Annotated in this window: 8 protein-coding genes and 1 pseudogene; 2 read left to right on the forward strand and 7 right to left on the reverse strand. The window is 61.3% G+C overall.

Annotated features, from left to right (window positions below; all coding sequences use genetic code 11):
- Window positions 1–73: 73 nt before the first annotated feature.
- From ACI5GA_RS00520 to ACI5GA_RS00540, 5 genes are all read right to left on the reverse strand, one after another.
- Window positions 74–1,252, reverse strand: coding sequence for a cystathionine gamma-synthase (locus tag ACI5GA_RS00520; protein ID WP_404637931.1), 1,179 nt, complete (start codon window positions 1,250–1,252; stop codon window positions 74–76).
- Window positions 1,249–2,625, reverse strand: a complete 1,377-nt coding sequence (locus tag ACI5GA_RS00525; RefSeq protein WP_404637933.1) for a pyridoxal-phosphate dependent enzyme — start codon at window positions 2,623–2,625, stop codon at window positions 1,249–1,251. The genes ACI5GA_RS00520 and ACI5GA_RS00525 overlap by 4 nt, the downstream gene beginning before the upstream one ends.
- A gap of 97 nt (window positions 2,626–2,722) precedes the next feature.
- Window positions 2,723–3,361 (reverse strand): TetR/AcrR family transcriptional regulator, encoded by a 639-nt coding sequence (locus tag ACI5GA_RS00530; protein WP_404637935.1) that lies wholly within the window; start codon window positions 3,359–3,361, stop codon window positions 2,723–2,725.
- Window positions 3,362–3,504: 143 nt separating this feature from the next.
- A complete protein-coding gene (locus tag ACI5GA_RS00535) occupies window positions 3,505–6,621 on the reverse strand; it encodes an efflux RND transporter permease subunit (protein WP_421421097.1) in 3,117 nt (1,038 codons plus the stop codon).
- On the reverse strand, window positions 6,618–7,712 hold the full coding sequence (locus ACI5GA_RS00540; protein WP_421421099.1) for an efflux RND transporter periplasmic adaptor subunit: 1,095 nt from the start codon (window positions 7,710–7,712) through the stop codon (window positions 6,618–6,620). Before ACI5GA_RS00540 ends, ACI5GA_RS00535 begins: the two co-directional genes overlap by 4 nt.
- 226 nt (window positions 7,713–7,938) lie before the next feature.
- On the opposite strand from ACI5GA_RS00540, the gene ACI5GA_RS00545 reads away from it, so the two are divergent.
- A complete protein-coding gene (locus tag ACI5GA_RS00545) occupies window positions 7,939–9,417 on the forward strand; it encodes an efflux transporter outer membrane subunit (protein ID WP_421421101.1) in 1,479 nt (492 codons plus the stop codon).
- Entirely contained in the window at window positions 9,417–9,707 is a 291-nt protein-coding gene (locus ACI5GA_RS00550) for a helix-turn-helix domain-containing protein (protein WP_421421103.1), read from the forward strand. Before ACI5GA_RS00545 ends, ACI5GA_RS00550 begins: the two co-directional genes overlap by 1 nt.
- 11 nt (window positions 9,708–9,718) lie before the next feature.
- Here ACI5GA_RS00550 and ACI5GA_RS00555 read toward each other — a convergent pair.
- A pseudogene (locus ACI5GA_RS00555) lies at window positions 9,719–11,036 on the reverse strand (tyrosine-type recombinase/integrase).
- 69 nt (window positions 11,037–11,105) lie between these two features.
- Complete coding sequence (locus tag ACI5GA_RS00560; protein ID WP_421421104.1) at window positions 11,106–12,143, reverse strand: ABC transporter substrate-binding protein; 1,038 nt, start codon at window positions 12,141–12,143, stop codon at window positions 11,106–11,108.
- Window positions 12,144–12,262: the final 119 nt, after the last annotated feature.

The raw sequence follows: 12,262 nt of genomic DNA on the forward strand, positions 1-12,262 counted from the left end.
ACTCCACTTTCGGCAAGACTGTGTTGCGCATCCGGAAACAATGCCCTTACGCCGCGCAGTGACAAAGCGCGATTCAGATGGCGGCCAATGCCTGAGCCAGGTCGGCGCGCAGGTCTTCCACATCCTCGATGCCCACCGACAAGCGCACCAGCGAATCGCCAATACCCAGTCTGGCGCGGTTTTCCGCTGGAATGCTGGCGTGGGTCATGATCGCCGGGTGTTCGATCAGGCTCTCGACGCCGCCCAGACTTTCGGCGAGAGCAAACAGCTCGACCCGTTCCAGAAAGCGTCGCGTGCCCGCCAGATCAGTGTTCAAATCCAGTGAAATCATCCCGCCAAACCCGCGCATCTGCCGACACGCCAGCGCATGCTGGGGATGGGAAGGCAGGCCCGGGTAATAGACACGCGCCACCTGTGGCTGCTGCTCCAGCCACTGGGCGATGTCCAGCGCATTGCTGCAATGGCGTTCCATGCGCAGGGCCAGGGTTTTCACGCCGCGCAGGGTGAGAAACGCATCGAAAGGCCCGGCGATCGACCCGATCGAGTTCTGCAAAAAGCCCAGTCGCTCGGCCAGTTCCGGGTTGTCGCCGACGACCGCAATGCCGCCGATGACGTCGGAATGGCCATTGAGGTACTTGGTGGTGGAATGCACCACGATGTCGAAGCCCAGCGCCAGCGGGTGCTGAATCCAAGGGCTGGCGAAGGTGTTGTCCGCCACGCAAATGATGCCCCGGTCGCGGCAGATGCGCGCGATGGCGGCCAGATCGGTCAACCGCAAAAGGGGGTTGCTCGGGGTTTCGACCCAAATCATCCGCGTGTCGTCCTGGAGCCCGGCCTCGAATGCCGAAAGGTCGGTCATATCGACGAAGCTGAAGCGGTGCCCGGCGCTGCGTTTGCGGACTTTGTCGAACAGACGGAAGGTGCCGCCGTACAAGTCATCACCGGACAAAATGTGTGACCCGGCTTCCAGCAATTCCAGCACCGAGCCGATCGTGGCCAGTCCGGAGGCAAAAGCGAACGCCTGAGTGCCACCTTCCAGGTCGGCGACACAGCGTTCCAGCGCAAAGCGGGTCGGGTTGTGCGAGCGCCCGTAGTCGAATCCCTTATGCACGCCGGGGCTGTCTTGCAGGTAGGTGGAATTGGCGTAGATCGGCGGCATTAGCGCGCCAGTCGTGGGATCCGGGGTCTGTCCGGCGTGAATCACCCGGGTGGCGAAAGCATGGTGCGGGTTTGAATCGTCGTACTGAGTCATGCAAGGGATCTCCGCAAATGGTTGAGCAGATCGACCCGGGTGATCAGGCCATGGAAACCCGAAGCGTCGGCAACGATGGCCACCAGGCCCCGGTCCAGCACCTCTTGCAGCCGGGCCAGGTTCGCGTCGGGAGGGAGGGTTTCGAGTTTGTCGGTCATGACGTCGGCCACCGTGGTACTAAAGTGCGAGGGGTCTTGATGCATGCCGATCAGGATGTCGGATTCGTCGATCACACCCGCCAGCCGCTGTCCCGCGACCAGCACAGGCAATTGCGAGACGTCTGCCAGGCGCATGCGTTGAAAAGCGGTGAGCAACGTGTCATCCGGGCCGACGCTGATCACTCGGCCATCTTCGAAACGCCGAGCGATCAGATCGCGCAAGTCGCCGTATTTTTTGCGTTGGAGCAGGCCTTGATCGGTCATCCACTGATCGTTGTAGACCTTGGATAAATAGCGGGTCCCCGTGTCGCAGACAAAGCTGACCACCCGTTTCGGCGTTTTCTGTTCGCGGCAGAAACGCAGCGCCGCGGCCAGCAAGGTACCGGTGGACGAGCCTCCTGGAATGCCTTCGGTGCGCAGCAACTGCCGGGCGTGTTCGAAGCTGTCCTCGTCGCTGATCGAGTACGCGTGACGTACCGTGGACAGGTCAGTGAACGAGGGAATGAAGTCTTCGCCAATGCCTTCCACCGCCCACGACCCCGGTGTGGGCAATGTACGACTGCGGCTGTACTCGGCGACGACGGAACCCTCCGGGTCCGCCAGGACCATTTCCAGATCCGGCTGCACGCGCTTGAAAAAACGCGTCAGGCCGGTGAGGGTGCCCGCCGAGCCGACGCCCACCACGATGGCGTCCAGATCGTGCTGGGTCTGCGCCCAGATTTCCGGGGCGGTGCTGCATTCGTGGGCCAGCGGGTTGGCCGGGTTGTTGAACTGGTCGGCGAAGAACGCATCAGGGATGTCCTTTGCCAACCGGGCAGCCACGTCTTGATAGTACTCGGGATGGCCTTTGCCGACATCGGAGCGGGTGATGTGCACCTCGGCGCCCATGGCCTTGAGGTGGAGCACCTTTTCGGTGGACATCTTGTCGGGCACCACCAGCACCACGCGATAGCCCTTGGCGCGGCCCACCAGCGCCAGGCCCAGCCCGGTGTTTCCGGCAGTGGCTTCGACGATGGTGCCGCCTGGCTTCAGGCGGCCGTCGCGCTCGGCGGCGTCGATCATCGCCAGACCGATACGGTCTTTGATCGAGCCACCGGGATTCTGGGATTCGAGTTTGAGGAAGAGGGTACACAGGCCGGTGTCGATGCGCGTGACGCGCACCAGCGGTGTGTTACCGATCAGTTCGAGGACGGCAGGACGGGAATCAGCTGACATGGCATGACCTCACGCGCAGAGACATCACAATGGACAGCTGCGCGTAATGAATGTGCACTTCTGCGGTGCGTCAGGTTTCCAGAATAGCCCTTGCGGCTCAGGGCGCCAGGCTGCGCAGCACCAGATTGGTGGTGGCGGTCAGGCCGTTTTCCAGTTCGGCCCAGGTGCGATGGCTCATGCTGTGGGCGTTGGTGTACGGCAGAATCGCTTCGGCCACACCGTCGGTCACTTCGTCTAGAGGGGTCTTTTTCTCGAACTCTCCGGCCTGGCGACCGTCAACGATGAGCTGTTGCAGCATCGCGCGAAGCTGTTCCTTGTGCCCGCCCACCGTGCACCAGTTGCCTTCCATCGCGGCGAGCACAATGTCGTTGACTTCCCGTTCGACGACGAACAGTTCATAGCTGCGCTTGAGCGCCGTTTGCATGAACAGGCGAAAACGTTTGGTGGGCGGCAGGTCCAGTTGCACCACCTGTTGCAGTTCTTCGTCCATTTTTTCCAGCGTGGCAGCGCACAACGCCTCGCCGATGGCCTGCTTGGAGGTGAAAAAGCGGTAGATGTACGCCGTAGAAATACCCATGGCCTTGCTGATGTCCGCGACCGAGCTTTTGCGATAGCCGAACTCGCGGAACAGTGTGTCGGCAGCGTCCAGAATCTGGGTGCGGCGTTCGTGCTCGACGGGGCCTCGCTGGCCGGAGGTGGGCAGGGAGATGGCGTCGGTATCGGTTTCGCTACGCATGGGGCCTTTACGTCGGGTGGGGGCTGAGGGGGGCATTTTACTCAAAATGGAAGGCACTCCAAGTCAACAGGGGTGGGCCCCGGCGAAGGGGCCTGATCCCGTCCCATGAAACGGCGCAGCCAATCCTCGGCTGCGCCTTTGGCTCACGTGGCGCTGGTTTCGACGGCGGCGTGCTCGCGCTTGGCGTGCCCAGCCTCGACACCGGCTTTCGGCGGCTTGATCTTGAACCAGATGGCGTACAGCGCTGGCAGGAACAACAGGGTCAGCACGGTCCCGGCGGCGGTACCACCAATCAGGGTGAAGGCCATCGACCCCCAGAACACCGAGAACGTCAGGGGGATGAACGCCAGTACCGCGGCCAGCGCCGTGAGAATGACCGGACGCGCCCGCTGAACGGTGGCCTCGACCGCTGCGTGATAGGGATCGAGCCCGTCTGCCTCATTGGTGTGAATCTGCCCGATCAGGATCAGCGTGTTGCGCATCAGAATCCCGGACAGGCCAATCAGGCCGAGGATCGCGTTGAACCCGAACGGCTGATGGAACGCCAGCAGAATCGGCACCGTGCCCACCAGGCCCAGCGGCGCGGTGAGGATCACCATGGTCATCGCCGCAAAGCTGCGCACCTGAATGATGATCACGATCAGGGTGAACAACAGCATCACCGGGAACACCGGCGCCAATGCGTTATTGGCTTTCAGCGCCTCTTCGATGTTGCCACCCATCTGGATCTGATAGCCGGCAGGCAACGCGCTGATGATCGGTTGCAGGGCGGTCATCACCTCCATCGACACCTGTGGCGGTTGGGTCTGTTCGTTGATGTCACCGCGCACGGTGATGGTCGGAATGCGGTTGCGGCGCTTGAGGATAGGGTCTTCGGCGCGAATCTCCACATGGCCGATCTGCCGGATCGGGATCAACTGGCCGGTCTTGCTGGTCAGCGTCATGTTCTCGATGCGGGCCGGGTCGAGCCGGTCTTCGCCCTGAGTCCGGGCCATCACTTCCACGGTCCGAATGTCTTCGCGCACCTGCGTCACCGAGGTGCCGGTGAGCAGGAATTGCAGTTGCTCGGACGCCTGAGCGGAAGTCAGGCCCATGACATTCAAGCGGTCCTGGTCCAGCACGAAATGCACGGTCGGCTGGCGCTCGCTCCAGTCGGTATTGACCTGACGCATGTTCGGGTTCTGGCGCATGACGTCGGCGACCTGCTGCGCGATGCCCCGCAATTTTTCGGTATCTGGCCCCATGACCCGGAATTCCACTGGAAAGCGGGTGTACGGGCCAAACACCAGTTGCGACACACGCACACGGGCCTCGGGCGCGAGCTGTGTTTCCACCTGCTCACGCAAGCGCAGCTTGAGGGCGTCGCGGGTGGCTTCGTTGTCGGTCAGCACGATGATTTTGGCGAATGACGGATCGGGCAATTCGGGGTTATAGGACAGGAAGAAGCGGGGTGCGCCCTGACCGATATAGCTGGTGACGATCTTCGCTTCGGGTTGCGTTCTGATCCAGTTTTCGACCTTTTGGGTGGCTGTACTGGTGGCATTGATGGAAGAGCCTTCCGGTAACTGGACTTCCACCAGCAATTCGGGGCGGTCGGAGCTGGGAAAGAACTGTTGTTTGACCGACCCCATGCCCACGATGGCCAACCCGAACAGGGCTAAGACGATACCGGCCACCCAAAACTTGTGGCGAATCGCGGTGCTGATCAGGCGGCGCAAGCGCTGGAAGTTGGGCGTGTTGTAGATCTGTTCGTGGCCGCCCTCGATCTTCTTGATGTCAGGCAGCAGTTTCACCCCCAGATACGGCGTGAAAAACACCGCCACCAGCCAGGAAATGATCAGCGCAAAGCCGACTATCCAGAAAATGTTGCCCGCGTATTCACCCGCGGTGGACTGGGCGAAACCCACGGGCATCAGGCCGATGACCGTCACCAGCGTGCCCGCCAGCATAGGGGCGGCGGTGTGGCTCCAAGCGTAGGAAGCCGCTTTGATCCGCGTGTAGCCCTCTTCGAGTTTCACCACCATGATTTCGATGGCGATGATCGCGTCGTCCACCAGCAGGCCCAGACCCAGAATCAGCGCACCCAGGGTGATCCGGTCGAACACGCGCCCGGTCGCCAGCATGACGATCAACACTGCCGCGAGGGTCAAGGGGACTGCAGCGGCCACCACGATGCCCACGCGCCAGCCAAGGCTGATCAGGCTCACCACCATCACCACCGCCAGCGCGACGACGAACTTGATCATGAACTCATCGACCGCCTCGGTGATGTTTACGGCCTGGTCGGTGATCTTGCTGAAGCTGATGCCTTGCGGCAGGTTCTGGGAGATTTTCTGCTGTTCGGCCTGCAACGATTTACCCAGGTCGAGGCCGTTCCAGCCTTCTTTCATGACCACGCTGAGGACCAAAGCTTCCTCGCCGTCATGACGAATAAGGAAGGTGGCCGGGTCTTCGTAGCCGCGCTTGACGTCCGCGACATCACTCAACTTGAGCGTGCGGCCCTGGGAGGCGGCAATCGGCGTGTTGCGGATTTTCTCCAGATCCTCCAGCGCGCCATCCAGGCGCACGAACACTTGCGGGCCTTTGGTTTCGATGGAGCCGGCGGGGGTGATCGCGTTCTGGTTGTGCAACTGGGCGAAAATCTCCTGCGCGTTCACCCCGAGGTTGGCCAGTCGTGCGTAGGAAAACTCAACGAAGATGCGCTCCGGGCGTTCGCCCAGAATGTCGGCTTTCTTCACGCCGGGGACTTGCAACAGGTCCTGACGCACCTCTTCGGCCTGGCGGGTCAAGTAACGATGGGGCAGCCCCGGCGCCTTGAGGGCGTACAGCGCGAACGAGACGTCAGAGTATTCGTCGTTGACGTAAGGCCCCAGTACTCCATTGGGCAACTTGCGGGTCTCGTCGAACAGCTTTTTGCGCGCCTGATAGAACTCATCCGGCACCTGTTTGGGCGGTGTGGTGTCCAGCAGGGTGAGGGTCATCAACGCCAGGCCCGGCCGGGTGATGGTCTCCACCCGGTCGTACCACTTCAACTCCTGAAGGCGCTTTTCCAGCGGTTCGGCCACCAGATTCTGCATTTCTTCGGCGGTCGCACCTGGCCAGACGGCAGTGACGGTCATCACCTTGACCGTGAACGCGGGATCCTCAGCGCGGCCGAGCTTCATGAAGGCCACCAGGCCGGCCAGGGTAATGGCGATGATCAGAAACAGGGTCACAGCGCGTTCGCGAACGCCCAATGCCGACAGGTTGAAACCGCTCATGGCGTCACCGCCAGTTCATTGCCCAGCCGGACCTTTTGATTGGCGTGCAGCAGGTGCGCACCCAGCGCAACCACGGTTTCGCCGGTGTTCAGTTCCCCTGTCACGGTGGCGGTTTCGACGCCCAGGTTGCGCACGTCGACGGCGCGCTCTTGAACCGTCATCGAGGCGTGATCGACGACCCAGACGCTGTATTTTTCGCCGCCATTGCGCAGGGCGCCGAGGGGAATGGTGAAAGTGGTCTTGTCGCCGCCACTCTGCGCTTGAAGGGTGACGTTGACCGTGGCCCCCAGCGGTGCGTCCTTGAGGGCCTCGCTCAACACGTAGCGCGCCGCGTAGGTGCGGGTGATCGGGTTGGCCGCTTCAGACAATTCGCGCAGCCGGGCCGAGGCGGTTTTGCCGTCGCGTCCGTACAACGTCGCTTGAGCGACGGATTCCAGCGCCGGTCGCAGAGTTTCCGGCAGTTCGACCGCCGCTTCCCGCGCGCCGTCCTTGGCCAACTGAACGACGGTCTGGCCAGCGGCAACCACTTGGCCCGGTTCTGCGGAGGTGTTGACCACCAGCCCATCGACGTCCGCCTTGAGTTCCGCGTACTGGCTGGCGTTGCTGGCGACGTTTTCCTGGGCCTGCGCGGCGTCCAGTTGCGCCTTGGCGCTGTTGAGTGCGGACACGGCCTGATCGTAGGTCATCGCCGAAATCGCGCCTGCGGCGACAAGGCTGCGCAGCCGCGCTTCATCGGCCTGGGCCTGAACCAGTTTGGCCTTGGCCGACGCCACGACGCCTTTTTGATTGGTGATCGCCAGATTCAGGTCGATCGGGTCAATGCGCATCAGCGGCTGACCTTTATGGACGCGCTGTCCCACATCCACCAGACGCTGAATCACTTTGCCGGACACCCGAAAGCCGAGATCGCTCTGAACCCGCGCGGCGACCACCCCGGTGAAAGTTTGAGTGGCTGAAAGGTCGGGACGAACCGTGGCGATGTCCACCACCGGATCCACCAGTCTGGGATCGGATTCGGTGGGGTGGCCACAGCCTGCGAGGAGTAATGCGCCGACGGTGAGAGAGAAGAGTGCAGCGGGACGTAGAGACATGGCGAGCTCCAAAAATTTCAGGCTCGCATTATTTGGAAATGTTTACGGATGTGTAAATACGTCACTCGATAAATTTTTTACGATTCGCCATAGCGTCACTCTATATCTACGTATCTATGGGGATTTTGGCCTGTTTTGCTTAAAAGCCAGTGTGACGAATTCAAGAATGTGTTGACAGATTTATGTTCGTGGAAATAATTGCCCCACGAGATCACAGGACTTGCCCATGACACGCCCATCACACCGAATCACGTGGTACGTGCGACTGCTTCCCGCCCTGTTGCTGGCGGGGTGTGCAGTCGGCCCCGATTACCACGCCCCAGAACTGCCTGCGTCGGCGCCGTTTCGCGGCCAGCAGGTGCTCGATCAACGTACTGTCAGTCTGCCTGCCGCCGACATGAACGCCTGGTGGGCGGGATTTGGCGACAAGGAACTGGAAACCCTGGTCAATCGCGCGCTGGCGCAAAACCTTGACCTGAGGCAGGCGGTGGCACGCGTCGATCAGGCTAGCGCCTTGACGCTTGGTGCTCGTTCCGCATTGCTGCCTTCGGGAGAGCTGAATGCGCAGGCGTCGCGCACCCGTCAGTCGCTTCAGGACCCGACAGGCCGTCTGGCCAGTGCATCGCCGGGCTTCGACAGAACCAGTAGCCTGTATCAAGTGGGCGCGGGAGTGAGTTGGGAGGCCGACGTTTTCGGCGGATTGCGCCGTGGGCTGGAGGCCGCTGACGCTGACCGGCAGGCGGCAGTGGCTCAGCAAGCGGCCGTGCGCCTGATCGTCACCTCGTCGACGGCCAGTGGCTACATTCAGTTGCGCACGTTGCAGGCCCGGCTTGAGGTGGTGCAGAGCCGCGAGAAAACCCAGTCCGATCTGGTCAAGCTGCTCCAGTTGCAGTACGCCAACGGCGTGGTCGCCCGTTTGCAGTTGAAACAGGCAGAGGGCGTGCTGTCGACGGTGTCCGCGCAAATTCCGCCGTTGCGCAGCGCCATCGAAAGCACGATGAACTCGCTGGAAGTGCTCAGCGGTTTGATGCCCGGTACGTTGCACGATGAGTTGGCAGTCCACGCGCCGATTCCCTCGGCCCCGGCCATCGACACCGCCGGAGGACGCACTGACATGCTCCGGCGTCGCCCGGACGTGATCGCAGCAGAACGCACCCTGGCCGCTTCCAACGCCCGCATCGGCGAAGCGATTGCCGACTACTACCCCAAGTTCTCGCTGGGCGCGTTGCTCGGCTCGGCCACCAACGTCAGCGGTAATCTGTTGTCGGGTGACGCGAACCTGGCGCAAGGCGTGCTGGGCTTGCGCTGGCGTCTGTTCGACTTTGGCCGGGTGAAGGCTGAAGTCGAATTCGCCAAGGGCCGGGATGCTGAAGCGCTCGCTGCCTGGCAGCAGACCTTGTTGCAGGCCACTGCCGATGTCGAAAACGCGATGACTCAACTGGTGCAGAGCGAGCAGCAGAACGCCGTGCTCGAAGACGGTGTGCGTTCTCTTGCCGAGGCACGTCAGGCCGCGTTTTCGGCCTTCCAGCAAGGCAGCGTGAGTTTCATTGAAGTGCTCGATGCCGATGACCGTCTGCAACAGGCTCAGGAACAAAAGCTGTTGGCGCAGTCCGCCGCATCGGTCGCCGCTGTGGAATGTTTCAAATCCCTGGGCGGTGGCTGGAATGCACCGCAATCGGCCACTGTCGCGAAAGCGGCCCTCTGATGGACGGCGATGTGGTGCGGTTGAGAGAGGGCTTGCTCTGCGAGTTGGACCTGAACCTGTTACTGACCTTCGCCGTGTTGTTTCGAGAGGGCAACGTCAGCCGGGCTGCCCGTTGCCTTTCGGTGGGACAGCCTGCGGTGAGCAATGCGCTGGCCAAATTGCGTCGTCACTTCAACGACCCGTTATTCATTCGCGGCTACCGCACGATGCACCCCACGCCCAGAGCCATCGCCCTGGCCAACGATATTCTGCCCGCGCTGGAACGGTTACAACACATAGCGATGGGTTGAGCGCACTTGGGTCAGGTGCGTTCTTTCATCGGCAAGCGCTTGATGGAGTACGCACGTTTTTCATCTTCAGAGTTGTAATACATGTTCTGTGTGGTGCTGAGGCTGTTGTGGCGCAGGTCGACCTGAAGATCCTTCATGTCGCGGTGCGGCGCGTCGAAGGTGGCGGAGGTGTGCCGCAACCAGTGAAGCGATGCCGCCCGCAACCGGCTCACGTCCTCGTCCGATCCGACCAGCCCTCGGCCTGCATGCGCTCCAGCGCGCGGTCGAACACTTGTTGCAGCAGTACCCGAACATGGCGATTCGACAACCCGGCAACTCGGCGCGGCCTCGACGCGTGGCAATCAGGGGCGTCGCCTCGCGAAAACCCGGCAAGGGCGACAACCCCTGATGCACGCGCCAGCGTTTGAGGTAGTTCTCGACGTAGTCGTCGCGGACACTGATTTTCCCGGCCTTGTTGCCTTTGCCGACCACGTGATACCACCAGTTGCCCGCGCCGTCCTGACGCAAGTCGCCCATGGTCGGGGTCCAGTTGTCGCGACCCACCAGGTCAGATACCCGCAGGTACATCGCGAAAATGGTCGCCACGATGAACAGCGTCCGTTCGTGCACGGGGTCTTCAACGGCCATCTGCTCGGCGGTCTCCAGCACAAAATCCCACTGCAATGAGGTCAGGATGCGGGTGTCCTGATCCCCGGTGGTGCGTTGTTTGTATTTGCTCTTCTGTTTCACGGCCCTGAACGGGTTGTGTTCGCAAAAGCCTTCGTCGATGGCGTGCTGAAAAAAGCTGCCGCACACCGCGAAAATCTGCGCGATGGAACCCTGTGCGGGTTTGTAATGCTCCTGTTGAAGCGGTCGGTTCTCTTCTTTTGCGCGCTTGCGCTCTTCCTTGGAGGCCGATTGGCTGAAGGGCCGCCAGTCCGGATTCAACACATAGGTGTCGGTGGCGGTTTTCTTGCGCGCGCCCACTCGGTTGAAACGGGATTTGACCACCGGGCCGACCCAGGCAGGGTCCGGTGCAAGGCAAAACTCCAGAAAATCCTCGGCGTGGGTACGGCGCAGGTCGAGCAGCGGCACTCGGGATTTGATCAGCGTCCACAACAACAGCCGCTCGACATGGGTGCGATAGGAGTTGAACGTGGATTCGTTGCCCGCGTAGGACTTCAAAAAGCTGCGAACCGCGCGATAACCCTCCACACCCTGCAGGTCAGCGGGAAATGCAGCCAGATAACCGGTGATGGCGGGCAGTTCGGCTTTCAGCGAGCTGAAATTGAGCTCGGAGAAGCGGGCGTAGGTTTCGAAAAGCGGGTGTGGACTGGAAGGCGCGGGCATGGCGAACGGCAGGCAGAGGACAAGGCGCCCATGATCCTCTGCACTGCCAGGACATGCAACGCAGAGGCCTCAACTGCCTTGCAGTAACTTCGCGTCCTGGAAGAAATAGTCTTTCCATGACGCCGGTTTGTGCTTGATCGCGCCGACGCGGTAGAGGAATTCCGCCAATGGGTACGTATTCTTTGGCGTGATGGTGAACTCGAACTGTGGATTGGAAATGATCTTGATCAGTTGTTCACGATCCGCCTTTGACTGGGTGACGCGAAGGTAGGTGTCTGCCGCGCCCGCTTTATCGCGCTGGATGTAATCGGACGCCTCGACCAGCGCATCGATGAAGGCCTGGTACGTCTTGGGGTTCTCTTCGCGGAATTTCTCGGTGGCGAACAGCAGGGTCGGCGAGTTGGGTCCGAGCAGATCGTAGGAATTGAGCACGACGTGTACCCCGTCGGTTTCCAGTTCCTGCTCCTGGAACGGTGGGTTGGAGAAGTGCGCGGTCACTTCGGTGCCGCCGGTCTTGATCGCGTTGCTGGCGTCGGGGTGAGGCAGGTTGATGGTGTATTTGTCCAGCCGTGCATAGTCCTTGTCGCCCCACAGTCTGGCGGAGGCGAGTTGCAGATAACGTGACTGCACCGACACGCTGACGGCTGGCACCGCGATGCGGTCCTTTTCGCTGAAGTCAGCGATGGATTTCACATTCGGATTGTTACTGACCAGGTAGTAGGGAAAGTTGCCCAGCGACGCGACAACCTTGACGTTCTGCCGACCCTGCGTGCGGTCCCAGATGGTCAGCAGCGGGCCGACCCCGGCACCGGCGATATCGACTGCGCCGGAGAGCAGAGCGTCGTTCACGGCCGAACCACCGGAAAGCTGCGTCCAGTCCACCTTGATGTCGATGCCGGCCTGCTTGCCGTGCTTCTCGATCAGATGTTGATCCCGCGCCACGTTGAGCAGCAGATACACCACACCGAATTGCTCGGCGATGCGCAACTGGCCCTCAGCCTGGGCGGCTTGAGGTGCAATCAGACTGCCGGCGCTGATGCTGGCGGCGAGTAGCAGCGCGGTCCCCAGTCGACCGGTACGGGGTGAATTGAAAAGGCGTTTGAGCACACGTCGCTCCTTCAGGATCGGCTGATCGGGCAAGTACCAGAGAGCGGCACCTGCGAGTTGGAACGAATTTATAGGTATAAATAATTAAGTTTAAATATCGTTAGAGAATATGAATATGC

The sequence above is a fragment of the Pseudomonas sp. Pseu.R1 genome (assembly GCF_045764065.1).
Lineage (GTDB): Bacteria > Pseudomonadota > Gammaproteobacteria > Pseudomonadales > Pseudomonadaceae > Aquipseudomonas.

Bases quoted from the DNA above. Each gene is read 5' to 3' on its own strand.
- ACI5GA_RS00530 (WP_404637935.1), bottom strand. From the start codon at position 3,361: ATGCGTAGCGAAACCGATACCGACGCCATCTCCCTGCCCACCTCCGGC.
- ACI5GA_RS00520 (WP_404637931.1), bottom strand. From the start codon at position 1,252: ATGACTCAGTACGACGATTCAAACCCGCACCATGCTTTCGCCACCCGG.
- ACI5GA_RS00525 (WP_404637933.1), bottom strand. From the start codon at position 2,625: ATGTCAGCTGATTCCCGTCCTGCCGTCCTCGAACTGATCGGTAACACA.
- ACI5GA_RS00545 (WP_421421101.1), top strand. From the start codon at position 7,939: ATGACACGCCCATCACACCGAATCACGTGGTACGTGCGACTGCTTCCC.
- ACI5GA_RS00540 (WP_421421099.1), bottom strand. From the start codon at position 7,712: ATGTCTCTACGTCCCGCTGCACTCTTCTCTCTCACCGTCGGCGCATTA.
- ACI5GA_RS00535 (WP_421421097.1), bottom strand. From the start codon at position 6,621: ATGAGCGGTTTCAACCTGTCGGCATTGGGCGTTCGCGAACGCGCTGTG.
- ACI5GA_RS00550 (WP_421421103.1), top strand. From the start codon at position 9,417: ATGGACGGCGATGTGGTGCGGTTGAGAGAGGGCTTGCTCTGCGAGTTG.